The 19,083-nt window shown below is 31.4% G+C and carries 19 protein-coding genes; 17 read left to right on the top strand and 2 right to left on the bottom strand.

Going from position 1 to position 19,083, the window contains the following annotated elements; all coding sequences use genetic code 11:
* Nucleotides 1-85 precede the first annotated feature (85 nt).
* The 13 genes from BM319_RS20410 to BM319_RS20350 all read left to right on the top strand — a co-directional run bounded on the left by BM319_RS20410 (nt 86) and on the right by BM319_RS20350 (nt 14,172).
* A complete protein-coding gene (locus BM319_RS20410; RefSeq protein WP_091024428.1) occupies nt 86-1,303 on the top strand; it encodes an MFS transporter in 1,218 nt (405 codons plus the stop codon).
* Nucleotides 1,304-1,405: 102 nt separating this feature from the next.
* A complete protein-coding gene (locus tag BM319_RS20405; RefSeq protein WP_091024426.1) occupies nt 1,406-3,574 on the top strand; it encodes a peptidoglycan D,D-transpeptidase FtsI family protein in 2,169 nt (722 codons plus the stop codon).
* A gap of 253 nt (nt 3,575-3,827) precedes the next feature.
* Entirely contained in the window at nt 3,828-4,649 is an 822-nt protein-coding gene (pstB, locus tag BM319_RS20400) for a phosphate ABC transporter ATP-binding protein PstB (protein ID WP_091024444.1), read from the top strand.
* A 23-nt stretch (nt 4,650-4,672) separates the two neighbouring features.
* The gene (gene phoU / locus BM319_RS20395; protein ID WP_069034133.1) at nt 4,673-5,326 is read left to right on the top strand and encodes a phosphate signaling complex protein PhoU; all 654 of its coding nucleotides are present in this window, start codon (nt 4,673-4,675) and stop codon (nt 5,324-5,326) included.
* 118 nt (nt 5,327-5,444) lie between these two features.
* Complete coding sequence (locus tag BM319_RS20390; protein WP_091024424.1) at nt 5,445-6,431, top strand: nucleotidyltransferase family protein; 987 nt, start codon at nt 5,445-5,447, stop codon at nt 6,429-6,431.
* A gap of 85 nt (nt 6,432-6,516) precedes the next feature.
* Nucleotides 6,517-6,666 carry a 50S ribosomal protein L33 gene (rpmG, locus tag BM319_RS20385; protein ID WP_056475024.1) on the top strand — a complete coding sequence of 50 codons (150 nt, stop codon included), beginning with the start codon at nt 6,517-6,519 and terminating at the stop codon, nt 6,664-6,666.
* Nucleotides 6,667-6,782: 116 nt separating this feature from the next.
* Entirely contained in the window at nt 6,783-7,346 is a 564-nt protein-coding gene (locus tag BM319_RS20380) for a 5-formyltetrahydrofolate cyclo-ligase (protein ID WP_091024422.1), read from the top strand.
* Between the two features lie 197 nt (nt 7,347-7,543).
* Nucleotides 7,544-8,491: an L-lactate dehydrogenase gene (locus BM319_RS20375; RefSeq protein WP_069034130.1), complete on the top strand. Its 948-nt coding sequence runs from the start codon at nt 7,544-7,546 to the stop codon at nt 8,489-8,491.
* Nucleotides 8,492-8,604: 113 nt separating this feature from the next.
* Entirely contained in the window at nt 8,605-9,360 is a 756-nt protein-coding gene (locus tag BM319_RS20370; RefSeq protein WP_069034129.1) for a M15 family metallopeptidase, read from the top strand.
* Nucleotides 9,361-9,471: 111 nt separating this feature from the next.
* The gene (locus tag BM319_RS20365) at nt 9,472-9,675 is read left to right on the top strand and encodes a YqgQ family protein (protein WP_069034128.1); all 204 of its coding nucleotides are present in this window, start codon (nt 9,472-9,474) and stop codon (nt 9,673-9,675) included.
* Between the two features lie 56 nt (nt 9,676-9,731).
* Nucleotides 9,732-10,706, top strand: coding sequence for an ROK family glucokinase (locus tag BM319_RS20360; RefSeq protein ID WP_091024441.1), 975 nt, complete (start codon nt 9,732-9,734; stop codon nt 10,704-10,706).
* 298 nt (nt 10,707-11,004) lie between these two features.
* Nucleotides 11,005-12,897 carry an LTA synthase family protein gene (locus BM319_RS20355; RefSeq protein WP_069034126.1) on the top strand — a complete coding sequence of 631 codons (1,893 nt, stop codon included), beginning with the start codon at nt 11,005-11,007 and terminating at the stop codon, nt 12,895-12,897.
* Nucleotides 12,898-13,239: 342 nt separating this feature from the next.
* On the top strand, nt 13,240-14,172 hold the full coding sequence (locus tag BM319_RS20350; RefSeq protein ID WP_069034125.1) for a M14 family metallopeptidase: 933 nt from the start codon (nt 13,240-13,242) through the stop codon (nt 14,170-14,172).
* An 85-nt stretch (nt 14,173-14,257) separates the two neighbouring features.
* On the opposite strand, the gene BM319_RS20345 is transcribed toward BM319_RS20350, so the two are convergent.
* Nucleotides 14,258-14,434, bottom strand: a complete 177-nt coding sequence (locus BM319_RS20345) for a DUF2759 domain-containing protein (protein ID WP_069034124.1) — start codon at nt 14,432-14,434, stop codon at nt 14,258-14,260.
* A gap of 157 nt (nt 14,435-14,591) precedes the next feature.
* On the opposite strand from BM319_RS20345, the gene BM319_RS20340 reads away from it, so the two are divergent.
* Together BM319_RS20340 and BM319_RS20335 are read left to right on the top strand one after the other, a co-directional pair.
* Nucleotides 14,592-15,218 (top strand): MBL fold metallo-hydrolase, encoded by a 627-nt coding sequence (locus BM319_RS20340; protein WP_069034123.1) that lies wholly within the window; start codon nt 14,592-14,594, stop codon nt 15,216-15,218.
* A 12-nt stretch (nt 15,219-15,230) separates the two neighbouring features.
* The gene (locus tag BM319_RS20335) at nt 15,231-16,361 is read left to right on the top strand and encodes an SAM-dependent methyltransferase (protein WP_069034122.1); all 1,131 of its coding nucleotides are present in this window, start codon (nt 15,231-15,233) and stop codon (nt 16,359-16,361) included.
* Nucleotides 16,362-16,390: 29 nt separating this feature from the next.
* Here BM319_RS20335 and BM319_RS20330 read toward each other — a convergent pair whose 3' ends face one another.
* Nucleotides 16,391-16,633: a DUF2626 domain-containing protein gene (locus BM319_RS20330; protein WP_056475051.1), complete on the bottom strand. Its 243-nt coding sequence runs from the start codon at nt 16,631-16,633 to the stop codon at nt 16,391-16,393.
* A gap of 349 nt (nt 16,634-16,982) precedes the next feature.
* Between BM319_RS20330 and comGA the strand changes: the two genes are divergently transcribed.
* Nucleotides 16,983-18,044: a competence type IV pilus ATPase ComGA gene (comGA, locus tag BM319_RS20325; RefSeq protein ID WP_069034121.1), complete on the top strand. Its 1,062-nt coding sequence runs from the start codon at nt 16,983-16,985 to the stop codon at nt 18,042-18,044.
* Entirely contained in the window at nt 18,037-19,080 is a 1,044-nt protein-coding gene (gene comGB, locus BM319_RS20320) for a competence type IV pilus assembly protein ComGB (RefSeq protein WP_069034120.1), read from the top strand. Before comGA ends, comGB begins: the two co-directional genes overlap by 8 nt.
* The last annotated feature ends 3 nt before the right edge of the window (nt 19,081-19,083 follow it).

Below are 19,083 nucleotides of genomic sequence, written 5' to 3'. Positions count from 1 at the left end.
TAAGTAGTGTTTTTTTTTATGTTTAAAAAAGGATAAATTTTCATTTACTCGGAAAACTAGTTCATGAGACAAAGGAGAGTTTATTATGAGTAAGTGGAAATTTTTATTAGGTGACGTAGATTTAAATAAAGATTTAATTCTTTTACTAAGTGTCGGTGGATTGTTTACTCTAGCGACCGCTTTATCTAGCACATTTGTAAATGTTTATTTGTGGAAGCAATCAAATAATTATTTACCAATTGCTTCGTACCAATTTTCGATCGCATTTTTTCAAGCCCTTACATTCGTTATAGCAGGCAGATTAGCTAAAACAATTGATCGAGTAGTCATTTTAAGGGCGGGTATTTCTTTTTTGGCAATATTCTACATAGTCGTTTTACTTTTCGAAACGAAGACATTATTAGCAACAATTTTGATTGGAGCGATTTTAGGAATTGGAAATGGATGTTACTATTTGGCGTTTAACTTATTAACGTTTGAAGTTACTGAACCTGAAACTAGACAATTTTTTAATGGTTTTTTAGGGCTAATTAATTCGTTCACGGGAATGCTTGGCCCATTTATAGCCGGAGCAATTATTTCTTCAATGATTGGAAATAAAGGTTATCATTTTGTGTTTCTTGCTGCTGTTATTTTATTTATATGTGCAGTGGTCTTAAGTTGCTTCTTAGTTAGACGGGAACTTGATAGTGAGTTCAATATTAAGCGTGTCATTCAGGAAAGAAAATTAAATGAAAATTGGCGGAAAGTAACTTATGCTAATTTCTTTCAGGGGATTCGTGAAGGGATTTTTATGTTTGTTATTTCAATTTATATTTTCTTATCAACTGGAAGTGAATTTGCTTTAGGGAAATACGGATTAATTACATCGTTAATTAGTTTTATTACCTATTATATTGTTACAAGAATAATAAAAGAAAATTTTAGAATGAAAGCTATGTTTATTGGTGGTTTTTTACTATTTTGCGCCGTTTTTGTAATCGCTTTTAAAGTTTCGTTTCCTTTATTAATTATTTACGGTGCAATAATTTCTTTAGCATATCCAATCATTTTAGTACCTTACTTATCTTTAACATATGATATAATAGGAAAATCGTATAAGGCCAGGGAATACAGAGTGGAATATATCGTCATACGTGAAGTGTATTTAAATAGCGGTAGAATGTTTTCTATTGCCGTCTTCATTGTGTGTACATCACTATTCCAACCCGAACAAGTTATTCCATTATTAATGTGTTTATTTGGTGCAGGACACTTTTTGGTCTATTTCGTAATGAGGAAATTAGAATATAAGCATGCTTAAGTATTGTCATTAAATTGTCAAAAACTAAGCAGTGATTCCTTTTCCAAATCATTAAAATATTTATATGTAGAATTAGTAATTGTAGAAAAAAGAGGAGAAAAAATGAATAAGCCTAAGAAATATAAAATTACATTACCAACACGACTGAATACACTATTTTTTCTTGTGTTTGTCTTATTTTCTTTTTTAATTCTAAGATTAGGTGTCGTACAAATTGTTAAAGGTGAAGACTATAAATTAGAATTAGAGCGTACAGAAAATATGACGGTCGATCAAGCTGTACCAAGGGGGAAAATTTTAGATCGTAACGGAAAGGTTGTCGTAGATAATACGCCTTTACGTACAATTACGTATACAAGAAAAAAAGGGACAACTTCAGGTGAGTTATTAACAATGGCTACAAAGTTAAAAAGTTACCTAAAGATGCCAACTAATAAAATAACTGAACGAGATAAAAAAGATTATTGGTTATTAACAAATCCTGAAGATGCAAAAAAATTAGTATCAAAAGAAGAAGATAAAACATTAAAAGCTCAAAATAAAGATGATGACGCTGCTTACAATAAAGCTTACTATAATTTACAGCTTGATAAAATCACAGCAGCTAATATTAATTCACTTAGTGCAAATGACTTACAGATCCTTGCAATTTACAAGCAAATGAGTGCTGGTTATGCACTAACTCCACAAACAATTAAAAGTGAGGGAGTTACTGAAAAAGAATATGCAACAGTTAGTGAACATTTGGACCAGCTTCCAGGTGTGGATGTAACGACAAATTGGGAAAGAAAATATGTTTATGGTGATACGTTCCGAACAATTTTAGGTAATATTACTTCTGAAAAAGAAGGATTACCTGCTCAAAATGTCGATTATTATTTAGCGCGTGGTTATGACCGTAATGATCGAGTTGGAAAAAGTTATATTGAAAAGCAATATGAAGATGTTTTACGTGGTACAAAAGGTAAGGCACAAAATGTTATTGATTCGAATGGAAATGTTGTTGATACGAAAGTGATTACAGAAGGGGAACCTGGAAGTGATTTAGTACTATCAATTGATATGGAACTTCAAGGTAAGGTTGATGAAATAATTAAAGATAGGCTTTTACAAGCAAAAGCAACGTCAAATGGTCGATATTTAGACAGAGCATTTGTTACGATGATTAACCCAAAAACGGGTGAAATTTTAGCTATGTCAGGAAAGCAAATTGTTAAAGACAAAAAGACAGGCAAAAATAAAGTTGTCGACTACGCAACAGGAAATCTTACTTCATCTTATGAGATGGGTTCAACAGTAAAAGGTGCAACTCTTTTAACTGGTTATCAAACAGGGGCAATTACTCCAGGTCAAAGGCAATTCGATACACCGATTAAAATTGCAAGTACACCAGTAAAAGCGTCATATAAAAACTTCGGATGGATTAATGATTTAGATGCACTAAAGTATTCATCAAACGTTTATATGTTCCGAACGGCTATGGCCATTGGACATGCACATTACGTAGAGAATAAGCCTTTAGATATCGACGTAAAAGCATTTGATACATTCAGAAATAGTTTCAGTCAATTCGGACTTGGTGTTAAAACGGGAATTGATTTACCAAATGAAGCAATTGGATTTAAAGGTGTAGACAAAAGTCCAGGTTTCCTTCTAGATATGGCGATCGGGCAGTATGATACTTATACGCCACTTCAATTAGCTCAATATGTATCTACAATCGCTAATGGCGGTTATAGAATTCAACCGCATGTTGCAAAAGAAATAAGACAGCCTTCTATAGGTGAAGATACTGGTGTTATTAGAACAGAAGTAAAACCAAAAGTATTAAATCGAATCGATATGAAACAATCATACATCGATCATGTTAAACAAGGTTTGATCAAAGTCTATAATGAGACTGGTGGTACTGCTCACAAATACTTCATAGGCGTAGACTATAAAATAGCCGGTAAAACAGGTACAGCCCAATCGGTATACGATGGTCCAGATCGTAAAAAATACAATGGGCCTGTAAAAACTTATAATGAGACATTAATGGGTTATGCTCCATATGACGATCCTGAAGTTGCCTTTGTAGTAGTAGTTCCTTGGTTACAAACTGACCAAGCGCCAGTAAATAAATACATTGGCCGAGATATTATGGATGAATATTTTAAATTGAAAAAAGAAAGACAATCAATTTATAATGACGAACCAAAAGACGTTTTAGATAATCAAGACAATCAAAATAGTCAAGATAACCAAGATACTCAAAATAAAAATCAATAAGAAGAGAAGGGATTAAACCCTTCTCTTTTTTATTTGGAAATCTCCTTTTCTACACCCCTCCTGCACATTCTGAACGTATTTACATAATCTTTACATTCGGTTAAAACAGGTTTAATAGTTTGAGAATATGATTATTCATGTAAGTACTAATGAATTTTAACGATTATAAAGTTTATCTATTGTTTAGTTAATATTTTATATATCAAAAATAGAAAGCTTCCTTTAGGATGAGAGGGGATCGAAAGTTATGACAATGACATTAAATAGAGAGAATATTATTAAAAATGATGACCTTGAAGAGACAAATACAAACGTGAAAAAATCAATTGTATATGATACTCAAGATTTAAATTTATGGTATGGACAAGATAAAGCATTAAAAAATATAAATTTAAGTATTTATGAGAATGAAGTTACTGCGATTATTGGACCTAGTGGTTGTGGTAAATCAACTTACTTAAAAACGTTAAATCGTATGGTTGAGTTAGTTCCTACAGTTCGAACAGAAGGGAAGATTCTTTACCGCGAACAAGATATTTTCGATAAAAACTATCCTGTAGAAGAATTAAGAACACGCGTAGGAATGGTATTCCAAAAACCAAATGTATTCCCTAAATCAATTTGGGAAAACGTTGCATATGGACCAAAAATACATGGTATTAAAGACAAAGCCACATTAAATCAGATTGTTGAAAAAAGTTTAAAAGGCGCAGCAATTTGGGATGAGGTTAAAGATCGTTTACATGAGAATGCTTTTGGTCTATCAGGAGGGCAACAACAACGTTTATGTATCGCACGCTGTTTAGCAATCGAGCCAGATGTCATTTTGATGGATGAGCCAACGTCAGCGCTAGATCCTATTTCAACATTAAAAGTTGAAGAGTTAATTCATGATTTAAAGAAAGATTTTAGTATTATTATTGTTACGCATAATATGCAACAAGCAGCTCGTGTTTCTGATAAAACTGCTTTCTTTTTAAGCGGTGAAGTAGTTGAGTTCTCAGATACAAATAAACTGTTCTCAACACCTAAAGATAAACGTACTGAAGACTACATTACTGGACGATTCGGATAATAGAAGGGAACAGGTAAAAAGAGATGAGAAATCAATTTGAAGCAGACTTAAAATCATTACAAGAAATGATTATCGAATTAGCTGAGAAAACAAAAAAAGCAGTCATTAAAAGTATGGAGGCATTTCGTACTGAAAATATTGAACTAGCTTTAGAAGTAATTGACGAAGATGATCGCATCAATAAATTAGAAAAAGAAGTAAATGAATTAATTTTAGTCATTATTACAAGACAACAACCAGTTGCTGTCGACTTAAGAAGAAATTTAACTGCTATCAAGATTGCTCATGATCTTGAACGAGTTGCAGATTATGCAGTAAATATTGCAAAATCGACAATTCGTATTCGTAGTCGTCAAGAAAACTTACCATTAGAGAATATAGAAAAAATGCATGAACTTGGCTTAGACATGTTAACAAAAGCTTCAGAAGCATATCGTACAGAGGATTTACAAGCAGCTAAAGAGATTGGTGAAATTGACGATATTGTTGATGAATTATATGGAACAACTGTTAGAACACTAATGTCAAGCATTGCAGATTCTCCTGAGCATGTATCTAATATCATGCAAATGGCATTTATTTGTAGATATCTTGAAAGAATTGCAGATTATGCAACAAATATTGCAGAGAATATTTATTATTTAGTTAAAGGGAAACATTATTTATTAAATCAATAAAACAGTCAAATAAGATAAAAGGGTGTTCAGACAAAATTTACCTGAATGCCCTTTTGTCATATTTATGTAATATTAAGCATACTTCTTTAACTAGTATAAGATATTGAGGTGGTAATAAATGAAGGTTGTTATTTTAGCTGGAGGATACGGTCAAAGGCTTTTACCAATTACTAACAACATTCCTAAGCCACTATTACCAATCGCAAATAGAGCGGCAATTGAGCATTTAATATTACATTTAACTAGACTTGGGTTTAATGAATTTATTATTCAGCTTCATTATATGTCCCAAGCTATAATCGAGACGATCAATGCAATGAAATTAAAAAATGTTTCAATTGATTATATTATAGAAGAAAAAAGTTTAGGGTCTGCTGGTTGTTTAAGACTATCTAAGCATTTTCTTCATGAACCTTTTCTATTAGTGAATGGTGATATTTTATTTGACGGTGATATTAGAGATGCATTAAAAACTCATTTAGAAAGTAAAAGTAAATTTTCTATGATTGTAAAACAAGTTGACAAGTGTGGTTCATACGGAAATGTAAAAGTAAAAAATGGACAAATAATCGATTTTATAGAAAAGCCGAATGAAGGTAGTGAAATTAGTAAATTAGTTAATACTGGAATTTATATTATAAATCCTGAATTATTATATCTAATTCCAGAAAATCGTTATTTTGACATTAGTAATGATCTGATTCCATTAATGTTGAAAAATAATATCTATTTAAATGCTTTTCATTTAAAAGGTTACTGGATTGATTATGGAACACCTAGAAGATTTGCGAAGCTAAACGTAGATTGGATTGAAGAGAAATTAAACTTACCTATTCCTGCTGTTCAAATATTACCGAGAATCTTTCTAGGTGAGCATGTAACGATAAATAATAATGTTAAGATTGTTTCTCCCGTTATTATTGGAAATGATGTTACGATTGAAGAGAACTGTGTAATTGGCCCATATGTGTCGATTAGTTCTAATATTCGAATCGATTCAGGCAGTGTATTACATCATCAAGCTGTCTTTCAAAAATATACTCTGAATTATGAGAATAAGTTTGTACATAATTCAATAAAAAAAATATCAAAAGAAATACATTGAATCAATAAAAACTATGGAAATTATCGCGAAAGAATGTTATTATATACAAGTCTGATTATGTCACTATGTCAGGAGGGAAAATAAAATGCGCGTAAATATTACATTAGCATGTACAGAATGCGGAGATCGTAACTACATCACTACTAAAAATAAACGTAATAACCCAGACCGTCTTGAGCTTAAAAAATATTGCCCAAGACTTAAAAAAGTTACAGTTCATCGCGAAACAAAGTAAACAGTAGGAATTTTCCTACTGTTTTTTTATATTTAAATACTTATAATTTTAATTAGAATACATATCAGTAAAACTTACTTTAGAAAACTCGATTCTGACCTAAGGAGGCCAATATTATGGAAAAAAAAGAAATTAGAAATTCTATGATGAAAAACTTGAAAAATATTTCAGTTTCGGAAAGAGACGAAAAGTCGAAACAAATTATAGATAAATTATTAAATACTGAACAAATGAAGAGTGCAGACATAATAGCAACAACGATGCCGATGGAGCATGAAATAAATACTAAGTACTTAATCACTGCTTGTTGGAAAATGAATAAATCAGTTGTTGTCCCTAAATGCAACCATGAGACTAGAAAAATGCATTTTTACAAAATCAATTCATTTGATGATTTAAAGAAAGGTTATTTTGGAATACAAGAGCCGATCGAAGAAAAATGCGAGGAAATAAGAAAAGAACGTATTGATCTAATAATTGTTCCTGGAGTAGCATATACAAAAAATGGTGAACGACTAGGATATGGTGGTGGTTATTATGATCGCTACTTAGAAGATTATAATAAACAACTCTTAGCCTTAGCTTATGACATTCAAATTATTGATGAATTACCAACAGAAAAACATGACATTAAGATGCCGTTGGTTTTAACGGAATCAAGAATAATAGAAGCGATTTAATAAGTGAATAATGCGACACGATTTGTTTGAAAATAGGTAAAGACAGAATTAGATTCTTGTTGTAAAAAATTTAAATTTGTATTGGACTAATATTGTAACAAATTTGTAAAAAGTTTCACAAACTTTGAGTGAAAATACATATATAATATAGAAGTCCCAGTTACTTACACTTTAATTACACAAATGAGGTGGATATTATGTTACACAAAGAAATAAATCGTGTCGCACTTATCGGAACAGGAGCAGTTGGAGCTAGTTATGCTTTTGGTATGTTAAATAAAGGTGTTGCCGAAGAACTAGTTATGATTGATTTAAATAAAGATAAAGCGGAAGGGGACGCAATGGATTTAAGTCATTGCCTGCCTTTTGTAGATTCTCGAACAAAAATTTGGGCTGGAGATTACAGTGATTGTAAGGATGCGAGTTTAGTCGTCATTACAGCTGGAGCAGCTCAAAAGCCTGGAGAAACTCGCTTAGATTTAGTTGCAAAAAATTGTGCTATCTTTAAAGGAATCGTTGGAGACATTATGGCTTCAGGATTTGACGGTATCTTTTTAATTGCTACAAATCCAGTAGATATTTTAACTTATGCGACTTGGAAATTTTCAGGATTGCCAAAAGAAAGAGTAATCGGATCTGGTACTAGTTTAGATACTGCACGTTTTAGATATATGCTTGGTGATTATTTTAATGTTGACGCAAGAAATATCCATGGTTATATTATCGGTGAACATGGTGATAGCGAACTACCAGTTTGGTCTAAAACAAATGTTGGTACTTCACCAGTACACCATGTATTAAAGAAAAATCCAAAATACAGCCAAAGAGAGCTTGATGAAATCTTTTTAAATACACGTGACGCAGCATATCACATTATAAAGAAAAAAGGTGCAACATACTATGGAATTGGAATGGGCTTAGTAAGATTAACGAAAGCGATTCTAAAAAATGAAAATAGTATTATTACGGTTTCTGCATATTTAGATGGACAATATGGAGAACACGATATATACATTGGCGTTCCAGCAGTAATTAATCGTGGTGGAATTCGAGAAGTTGTTGAACTAGATTTAAATGAATTAGAGCAACGTCAGTTTAAAAACTCTGTAGAAACATTAAGAAAAACAATGGCACCTGTTTTATAAATTAGACAACAAGACCTCTTTCTATTTGAAAGAGGTCTTATTGTATAGATTATTTGAAAAATATGCCAACTTTTTATATTGTAAAAGTAACAAAAAGAATTAAGGAGGTAATTTTGAAAAAAATAAATAGTAAGTACGCATGGGTATTAATCGTAATATTCATTATTGGACTAGCTCTATTTTTTGGAAACCAAGAATTTTTTATTAATCATCTAAGAAAGCCTAAAGAAACTTCGATAAAATTTCCTAATTACGATGATACAGCGATCGAAGCCGAGAATGGATTATTAGCTGTAACGAATCCTACATCTAATTTAGTATTAGTTAATAAAGAAAGAAAGCTACCAGATGGGTATGAACCCCCTGATTTAGTTTACCCGGTCGTTCCTTTACATGGAGTAAATAAAGATAAGACATTAATGAGGAAAGAGGCAGCTCATGCTTTAGAAAAATTATTTGAAAGAGCTGAAGCAGATGGCATAAAGCTTACTCCAGTTTCCGCATATCGCTCTTTTGATCGACAAAAAAGCTTATATAATTATTATGTACAAATTCATGGTGAAGATTGGACTCAATCTTTTAGTGCAGTTCCTGGTACAAGCGAACATCAAACTGGTTTATCAATAGATGTATCATCTCCAAACTTCGGTAACAAGCTTGAACAAGGATTTGGAGAAACGAAAGAAGGTACTTGGCTTGCAGACCATGCACATGAATTTGGATTTATCATTCGTTATCCAGAGGACAAAGTAGATATTACTGAATACAATTATGAACCATGGCATATAAGATATCTCGGGATAAAATACGCTACATATTTATATAAGAATGATTTAGCTTTAGAAGAAGTAATGAAGCCTAAAAAATAATTATAAATGCCTACAAAATATATGGTTTGTTTGGTATTTCACATTGACGAGTAATCGTTTCCAACTTATACTTATTACATGTTTAGAAAGATAAAATAATAGGAGTTAAGTATGAAATCCGTATATGATATTCAACAATTTCTAAAGAGTTATGGCACCTTTATTTATACAGGTGATCGATTAGCTGACTTGATGTTAATGCAAGATGAGCTAAAAGAATTATTTTTAGCGAATATACTTGAAAGTAAAGATTTACAAATTGCTACCATGATCTTAAAAAAAGAGATGGATGAAATAAAAAATAAAACGGTTTGAAGAAATCGTTTTTTTTAGAATTTATTGCAAACGATTTCACTGCGGAGGGAGAAGGCATTATGGCTAAAATGATTGTTGGTGTAGATTTAGGTGGTACAAGCATTAAATTGGCATTATTAACAAATAACGGGGAATTCATCGATAAATGGGAAGTACCAACAGATAAATCTGATAGTGGTAAGCATATTCCTAAAACAATTACAATTGCAATTGAAGACAAGCTTAAACAGATGGATAAAACAAAGGAAGATATCGCTGGAATTGGTATTGGAGCTCCAGGTTCGGTTCGATTAGAAGATGGACTTATATTTGCAGCCGTAAATTTAGGATGGGTTAATTTTCCTTTAAAGGACATTCTAGAAAAGGAATCAGGTATTCCAGTAATTGTCGATAATGATGCAAATATCGCAGCTGTTGGAGAAATGTGGAAAGGTGCTGGGAATGGAGCAAAAGATGTAGTAATGGTTACGCTTGGAACAGGAGTCGGTGGAGGCGTAATTGTAAACGGGGACGTTGCACATGGAATTAGTGGATCTGCGGGTGAAATTGGCCATATAACAGTACAACTTGAAAATGGAGTATTATGTAACTGTGGAAAAACGGGATGCTTAGAAACAATTTCTTCAGCTACAGGAATTGCAAGAATAGCAAACGAGAAATTACAAAATACGACAAAAGAGACAGTTTTAAAAGAAATGTCGAATGATTCACCAATTACAGCAAAGGATGTTTTTGAAGCTTATTCAAATGGTGATGAAGTTGCAGAAGAAATCGTTAATCATGTAATGAGATATCTTGCTTTAGTATTAGCTGGAGTTGGAAATACGTTAAATCCTGAAAACATCATTATTGGCGGCGGAGTATCAAATGCAGGTGAACTGTTATTAAAACCTCTAAAGAAATATTTTGACGAATTTGCTTTCACAACAGTACGAGATTCGACAAAACTTTCAATTGCCAAGTTAGGGAACGATGCAGGAGCAATTGGAGCAGCATATTTAGTAAAAAAATTTATTACTAATGAAATTTAACTTAAATTTAAGGTACTTCTAATTGAAGTACCTTATTATGTTTATAGTATTGAATTGAAAAAAAAATTAGTTATTTGACGGCGGAACTAGTTTATGATAAATTGAATGACGTTAGAAAAAAAACTAAGGTAACGTCAAATAAAATTTTAGATTCATACATTTAGTAGCTAATAATTGTATGAATTATTTTAAAAATTCTTGGTATTTAAATGCCAATAAAATAGATATGTGAAATGACAAACATTTTTTTATAATAGATAAAATAGATTAATAGTCTAAAAAAGAGGAGGAACAGAATATGTGGAAAAAGTTTATTAAAAACTTTGGATTCCCGTTACTTGCTGTATTCCTTTTATGGATTAAAGCAACTATTCTAAGCCAATTTTATTTTGATTTAGAAATTGAAAATTCAATGCAAGAATTTATCTTAATAATTGCTCCTATATCTTCATTATTAATATTTATAGGTATAGCTCTTTTTGCAAAAGGACCAAAACGAAATAGAGCGGTTATTTGGATTACTATAATCATGTCCTTTATTTTAGTAGCTGATACAGCTTATTATTCATTCTTTGACGATTTCGTAACGATTCCAGTTTTATTTATGACTCGAAACTTTGGGGATTTAGGTTCAAGTGTTAAAGCAATGATCAGCTATAAAACAATCTTAGCTTTTTCTGATATTTTTATCTTAATTGCGGTTAATTATTTCTGGGGTAAAAAATTCTTTACTACTGGTAACATTAAAGGGAAAGCTAGAACAGCTTATTTCTTAGTAGCGGTTGCTATTTTCTTAGTTAACCTTGGATTAGCAGAAACTGAACGCCCACAATTATTAACACGTTCTTTTGATAGAGAATACATTGTTAAATTCTTAGGATTATACAATTATCATTTATATGATATGGTTATTCAATCAAAAACATCTGCTCAAAAAGCGATGGCTGATGATAGTGAATTAGCAGGAATCGAAAACTTTATTCGTGCTAACGATACAGGTGTGAATGCACAATTACATGGTAAATATAAAGGTAAAAACGTAGTAGTAGTTTCATTAGAATCATTACAAAATTTCGTAATTGGACGAAAAATTAATGGACAAGAAATTACTCCTTTCTTAAATAAATTTACAAAAGAAAGTTATTATTTTGATAATTTTTACCACCAAACTGGACAAGGTAAAACATCTGATGCTGAATTCTTAATTGATAATAGTTTATTCCCACTAGATCGTGGTGCTGTTTACTTTACAAACAGTGGTAATACGTTTACTGCAACACCAGCAATCCTTAAACAGGATCAAAATTATTACACTTCAGTAATGCATTCAAATAATAAATCGTTCTGGAACCGTGACATGATGTATCCTAGTCTAGGTTACGATCGTTATTATAATGAAGTTGACTTTAAAGTATCTGCAGCTACTTCAATTGGCTGGGGACTAAAAGATAAATATTTCGTTGAACAAGCAGTAGATAAAATGGTAGCAGAGCCTAAACCGTTCTACAACCGTATGATTACACTAACTAACCATTATCCATTCGAATTAAATGATGAGGATTTAATGATTCCACGTTTAAAAACTGGAGACCAGACTGTTGATAATTATGTAACAACAGTACGCTATTTAGATGAATCAATTAAACATTTCATTGAAGAAATGAAAGCAAAAGGTTTATATAATAATACAATCATTGTAATGTATGGTGACCACTATGGTATTTCTGAAAACCATAACCGTGCAATGAGTGAAGTATTAGGACAAGATATTACACCTGCAGAACATGTTAAATTACAAAAAGTACCTTTCTTTATCCACGTACCTGGACAAACTAAGGGTGAAACAATTCATAAAGTTGCAGGTCAAATTGATGTTAAACCGACAATTTTAAACTTATTAGGTGAAGATCCAAATAAAACATCTATCAACTTTGGTAATGATATATTCTCTCCTAAACACAAAAACTTTGTAGTTTTCCGTGATGGTACAATTGTTACTGATAAATATATTTACACTGGTGAGAAGATGTATGATCCAAATACTGGTGAAGAATTAAAAGGACAAAAACCACCTAAAGAAGACTTAGCAAAAGCAAATAAATCACTTGAGTATTCAAACTCAATTATTTATAAAGATTTACTTCGTTTCTATGAAGTTAAATACAAAAAAGCTGATACGAAGTTTGAATAAACATGAAAAGCACTTCCTTAATGGGAGTGCTTTTTCTTTTTACAGAAAAAGTAATTTATCATATAAGAAAGTAATATCTTGATCTTGTTACTTTCGACTACTTGATGCTCACCTTTAAGTGTAGCGAAGATTTTGTAGCTACCTTACCACATTTGTCCTGCAAGTCTTTTATTCCCATCTATTAGCCAAGCTCTTAATCCCACAAGAGCCTGAAACCCACGAAGCTTTAATAATTTAATATGACTTGTTAAATCGTTAAATAAAGCACTTCCTAATCGAAAGTGCTTTTCTATATTTTAATTACATACAATTAACTAGAAAATAATTGATGAGGTGAAAATTTTGTATAAAAACAATCGGCCTTTATCCTTTCATCCAAGAAGATACGATTTTAATGAACTTTCAAATGATATTAGTTTACTAGTACAAGAATTTCCTTTTCTTCGTTTAAATACGATTGGACACAGCGTTTTATATCAGCCTATATATGAGATTCAAATTGGAAATGGACATAGAAAGGTACATTGGAATGGTTCGTTTCATGCAAATGAATGGATTACAACATGTGTAATCATGAAAATGCTTTTTTGGATATGTAACACTTTAACAACTGAAGAGTCTCCATTTCATAAAGAATTAGTAGCTTTATTAAATGAAAATACTTTGTCGATTGTCCCTATGGTTAATCCCGATGGGGTAAATTTAGTTATAAATGGAACTGTTGAACAAAGTGATTATATGGAATTTGTTCATAAAATTAACGAAGGAAATGATGGTTTTACTGGATGGAAAGCAAATATAAGAGGGGTTGATTTAAACAATCAATTTCCTGCACAGTGGGAGGTTGAAAAAGAAAGAAAGAAACAAAAAACATTCTCTCCTAGAGACTACCCAGGAGATGCTCCATTAACTGAACCAGAAACAATCGCAATGAGTAATTTAGCAATTGAAAGGAAGTTTGATCTTATTTTGGCTTTGCATACTCAAGGTAAAGAATTTTATTGGGGCTATGACAATCTTGAACCGCCTATCTCGGAAGTCTATGCAAATTATTTTTCTAGTATTAGTCCCTATAAAGCAGTAAAAACAATTGATAGCCATGCAGGTTTTAAGGATTGGTATATACAAGATTTTCGGAAACCAGGATTTACACTTGAATTAGGTAAAGGAATCAATCCATTGCCACTCTCTATGTTTGAATCCATTTTTTCAGAGACTTTCCCAATACTGTTAGCGTCTTTATTTAATTTAGAAAACCAATCAGTCTCAAAATAAAAAAGCTGACAATTTTGTCAGCTTTTTTATTTTAGTAACATGTTTTCTATATGTAGAAAATAGTCCGTTACACAATAAATAAATATTATAAGTGCGCTGGTGGATAACCGTTATGTAAAATTGTCATAATGGCAAACCAACCAAATAAAACTAATGTAGCGGCAGACCAAAAAACGGCTAAAAAGTTCTTCTTCTTTAATGATCCTAATAAAGCAGGAACACTTAGAATAGCTACTAGTATAAAAATAATAACTGTACCCATTGTAAACCCCCTATAAATTTCTTCAAGCAACCCCTGTTTGCTATCACATCATTATTATTGTAAAACTTTTATGAACAATTGTCTATTTGAAATTAAGTGCTAAAACAAAATTATGATATAGTATTATATAGATTAAAAAAGAAAGCAGGGTATGAATATGAATGTTTTACAATTACCACTAGGTCCATTACAAACTAATTGTTATATCTTAAGTAATGATATGAATGAAGCAGTTATTTTTGATCCGGGCGAAGAAGCACATGTAATCTTTAATGTTATTGAAGAAAATAAATTAAAGCCATTAGCAATTCTTTTAACCCACGCCCATTTTGATCATATTGGGGCTGTTGATGATGTGCGTGATGAATATAATATACCCGTTTATATTCATAAATATGAAGCGGATTGGTTAACAGATGGACAAAAAAATGGTTCTGAATTATTTATGAGAAATCAATCAATTTTTGCAAGGGAAGCAGATCACTTGATTGAAAAAGAAGGTAAAATGGAAATTGGTCCTTTCTTATTTTCAATTTTTGAAACTCCAGGCCATTCTCCAGGAAGTGTTTCATTTTATTGTAAAGAAATAAAGACAGTATTTTCTGGTGATGCATTATTTGAAGGAAGCATCGGACGAACTGATTTACCTGGTGGGGATCACGAGCAGTTGATTAGAAGTATAAAAGGTAAGTTACTTTCTTTACCTGATGATGTCGTTGTATGTAGTGGTCATGGAGAGACTACAACGATTGGTGATGAGAAAAGATATAATCCATTTTTATAATAAGGTAATATGATGAAAAACATAATAATGAATGCGATAAATAACAGCAAAAAAGGTTTTATTACATACGAACAATTTATTTTGTTAGTTCTTTATGATCATGAAAATGGTTATTATCAAATGGCAAATGAAAAAATTGGACGAAAAGGTGATTTCTATACTACAAGCTCAGTAGGTTCGGTATATGGAGAAGTAATTGCAGCATCATTTTGTCGGTTTGTTAAGAATAACCTAATCGAACCTTTTTTTATCGAAGTTGGTGGTGGAAATGGCAGATTCGCATCATCCTTTCTTTCGTACTGTGAAAAAAAAGAGCCTGAAATTTATCAAAATTTAAATTACTATCTAATTGATGCAAGCCAATATCATCGTAAATTACAAAAAGAATTATTGACGAACCATTTAAATTGTAAATACTTCTCAAATATAGTAGAAATCGAGCAAATCAATAATGGAATGGTTTTTTCAAATGAATTGTTTGATGCTTTACCTGTTCGAGTGGTTGAATATAATCAAAACGAATGGCAAGAGGTAGTAATTATAATTGATGAACTAAATAATCTGAAAGAAAATCTCGTTGAAATACAAGATCGGGAAATCAGTGATTTTCTAAGAAGATACAATTTTGTTGGAAAAAATGGTCAAAGAGTTGAAATCCCTGTTGGTATGGAAAAAGTTTATAACCTTTTACAATCGAAAATTAGTAAAGGAATTATTTTAACTGTTGATTATGGTTTTACGAGGGAAGAATGGGATGCACCCCATCGAATGAAGGGAAGTTTGCGCGGTTATTATAAGCATGAAATGAAATCAAATATACTAGAGAATTTAGGCCATATGGACATTACAACTCATATTCACTGGGATGAATTAAAAAAGTTCGGATTACTGAATCATATCGAAAATCTATACTTTTCTAACCAAAGAGATGCAATCTTAGATTTTGGTATATTAAATTGGCTTATTCCGCATGCTCAGTCAAATCCATTTTCAAGTGAATATAAACAAAATAGAGCCGTACAATCTTTAATTATGCCTGGTGGAATAAGCGATTCCTTCCAATGGCTATTACAAACAAAAGGTATGTCAACAAACGACCTTACTAAGTTGAATGAATTGATTTCATTAAATGAATACAAATAAAAAAACCAGTCAAATGACTGGTTTTTCTATTATTCACTAAAGCCTGGTACTAATAAGAAAGTACTATAATATGTAAATCCAATAAAGAACACAGTTAAGTATGCGCCAAAGATATAGATGTACATACGCTCAGAAAGCTTTAGATAGCCTAATACTACGAAAAATGCTGTTTGACATGCGAAAATAAGTGCAGCTGCTGACATATGTCCAACAAAGAACATTACCGTAAATATAGCTGTCCAGAATCCTAGAACGCGGAACATTCGATCCATCCTAAATCCCCCCATAAAAAATTTCTACCCATTCATTATTATAAAATAAGAAAGTTACAATTGTAAACAATGTATTAATACAATTCTAAATTGATTCTAGAGATAATGAAATTAACCCTATCTGATATTATTTTTCTTATTTAATGATTTTCTATACATTGATTTGAAAACATACTTTTTATTTTATTTTATATAATTGATTTTCTTGTACGTTATTTTGGTAAATTAACTTTAGTTTGTATATAAATTTTAGCTAAATTTAATATTTTTGATTAATTTCATCATTTTCATGATTTGGCAGCTGAGGAAAACAAAAATATAATTGCTCGTATAGAAAGGGGGACTAAAAATGGTATCAGTAGAAAAAATGGTCGAAGAACTTCTAAAAAAAGCTTGCCATTTTGGGGCATCGGATATTCATTTATTACCAAAAGAGGATGAGGTACAAATTTTTTTTCGTGTTGATGGTGAATTGAAACTTATTCAACGAATAAATAAAGAGAAGTCCAAGAGGATCATCATGCATTTGAAGTTTTTAGGAAGTATGGATATAGGAGAAATTAGACGGCCACAGACTGGTATTTTGGTTGTTAACATTAATGAAATTTTATTATCACTTCGCTTAGCCACTTTACCAACCATTATTGATGAGTCTATGGTTATTCGTATTCATCCCCAACAAAAAATCGCTCCAATAGAAAGTCTTTCCTTATTCCCATCTACAACTCGTAAGCTTTTGTCTTTATTACATCATTCACATGGGTTAATGATGTTTACAGGTCCAACAGGCTGCGGGAAAACAACAACGCTTTATTCCTTATTACAATCAGCTAAAAAAGACATAGCAAGAAATATCATCACGTTAGAGGATCCGATAGAAAGGAAATCAGATGAATATTTTCAAGTCCAAGTTAATGAAAAAGCAGGCTTAACCTATGCAACTGGATTAAAAGCGATTCTTCGATCTGATCCAGATATCGTAATGGTAGGAGAGATTAGGGATGAAGAGACTGCGAAAATTGCCGTTCGGGCAGCATTGACGGGTCATTTAGTATTAACGACAATTCATTCTAATAACACAAAAGGTGCATTATATCGAATGTTAGAACTTGGAATTCCAAAGGAGGAATTATTTCAGGCAATGGTTGCTATTGTTTCTCAAAGATTAGTTCCAATAAAATGCCGTTTTTGTGAAGGGGAATGTGAACCAAATTGTTTTGTAAATCGGAATCACAGAAGATTAGGGGTATATGAATTGCTTTATGGTAATGCTCTAAATTCGGTTATTAATGAATTTAGAGGGATACAAGAAGAAGTTCAATTATCAACTTTAAATAGTCAGCTCATTAAAGGATATGCATTAGGTTTTATTGATAACAAACATTTGGGCCGAAGTATAATCTATGGGTAAATTTTTTAATAAAAGAAAATTAACTTATATTGAACAGGCTAAGCTATTAAAAATTTTAGGAGAACTTTTACAAAAAGGTTATCCTCTAATTCAAGCAATTGAATTCTTAACGATTCAATTCCCAGATGACCTAAAAGAAGTGATTTATAAAGCTAAAATAGCATTGGTGGAAGGAGGATCATTCATCGATTTTGCTAATATACTTGGTCTTCATCAAGATGTACTCGTATACTTATATTATGCAGAAAAGCATGGTGATTTGTCCTTAGCGCTAGGTGAAGGCAGTTATATGCTTACAAAAAAGATTCAACATAGAGCTTACATAAGAAAAATCATGGGATATCCTATTTTTTTAATCACAATATTATTGCTAATTTTGTTTTTGTTTAGAAATATAATCATTCCTCAATATGAAATGCTTTTTTCAACATTCAATTCTAATCAGAACTCTTTTATTTTCATCTATCTACAAGTTATAAAAAGATTACCTTCAATTATGTTCTCTTCTCTTTTCTTAATTGGATTGACCGCCTACGGATACTTATTTGCAATTAATAAATTAAATTCAATCGAGCGGATGAATAAATTAATTCAAATCCCGTTAGTTAGGAACTATTTAATTACAATGAATACTTATGAATTTTCAATGCAGTTAAGTATATTATTACATGCTGGTTTTCCTATAGTTGATGCACTAAAAACAATGCAGAATAATGATAGTAGGACATTTATAAAAGAAAAAGCAGTAGTTTTCTACAATCAAATTTTAAACGGAATTTCAATGCAAGAAGGATTTAAAAATGAACGTGCATTCCATAGAGATATTATATTTGTGATTGAACATGGCATGAACAATAGTACGCTAAGTAAAGAACTTGCTGATTATGCTGATTATTTAAAGGAGAGTATTGAAACTTACTTTCACCGATCGATGAGGATCATTCAACCGATTATATTAATCCTAATTTCATCAAGCATTCTATCACTGTATATAGCCATCCTGTTTCCGATGTTTCAATTGATGAACAATATCTAGGAG

Source organism: Bacillus sp. UNCCL81 (genome assembly GCF_900112535.1).
GTDB classification, from domain to species: Bacteria; Bacillota; Bacilli; order Bacillales; family Bacillaceae_G; genus Gottfriedia; species Gottfriedia luciferensis_B.
Note: the sequence above shows the minus strand (reverse complement) of the source record. Positions and strands in the feature narration are given on the sequence as shown.

Bases quoted from the DNA above. Each gene is read 5' to 3' on its own strand.
- pstB (WP_091024444.1), top strand. From the start codon at position 3,828: ATGACATTAAATAGAGAGAATATTATTAAAAATGATGACCTTGAAGAG.
- BM319_RS20365 (WP_069034128.1), top strand. From the start codon at position 9,472: ATGAAATCCGTATATGATATTCAACAATTTCTAAAGAGTTATGGCACC.
- BM319_RS20405 (WP_091024426.1), top strand. From the start codon at position 1,406: ATGAATAAGCCTAAGAAATATAAAATTACATTACCAACACGACTGAAT.
- BM319_RS20345 (WP_069034124.1), bottom strand. From the start codon at position 14,434: ATGGGTACAGTTATTATTTTTATACTAGTAGCTATTCTAAGTGTTCCT.
- phoU (WP_069034133.1), top strand. From the start codon at position 4,673: ATGAGAAATCAATTTGAAGCAGACTTAAAATCATTACAAGAAATGATT.
- BM319_RS20380 (WP_091024422.1), top strand. From the start codon at position 6,783: ATGGAAAAAAAAGAAATTAGAAATTCTATGATGAAAAACTTGAAAAAT.
- comGB (WP_069034120.1), top strand. From the start codon at position 18,037: ATGGGTAAATTTTTTAATAAAAGAAAATTAACTTATATTGAACAGGCT.
- BM319_RS20375 (WP_069034130.1), top strand. From the start codon at position 7,544: ATGTTACACAAAGAAATAAATCGTGTCGCACTTATCGGAACAGGAGCA.
- BM319_RS20340 (WP_069034123.1), top strand. From the start codon at position 14,592: ATGAATGTTTTACAATTACCACTAGGTCCATTACAAACTAATTGTTAT.
- BM319_RS20330 (WP_056475051.1), bottom strand. From the start codon at position 16,633: ATGGATCGAATGTTCCGCGTTCTAGGATTCTGGACAGCTATATTTACG.
- rpmG (WP_056475024.1), top strand. From the start codon at position 6,517: ATGCGCGTAAATATTACATTAGCATGTACAGAATGCGGAGATCGTAAC.
- BM319_RS20390 (WP_091024424.1), top strand. From the start codon at position 5,445: ATGAAGGTTGTTATTTTAGCTGGAGGATACGGTCAAAGGCTTTTACCA.
- BM319_RS20355 (WP_069034126.1), top strand. From the start codon at position 11,005: ATGTGGAAAAAGTTTATTAAAAACTTTGGATTCCCGTTACTTGCTGTA.
- BM319_RS20410 (WP_091024428.1), top strand. From the start codon at position 86: ATGAGTAAGTGGAAATTTTTATTAGGTGACGTAGATTTAAATAAAGAT.
- BM319_RS20335 (WP_069034122.1), top strand. From the start codon at position 15,231: ATGAAAAACATAATAATGAATGCGATAAATAACAGCAAAAAAGGTTTT.
- comGA (WP_069034121.1), top strand. From the start codon at position 16,983: ATGGTATCAGTAGAAAAAATGGTCGAAGAACTTCTAAAAAAAGCTTGC.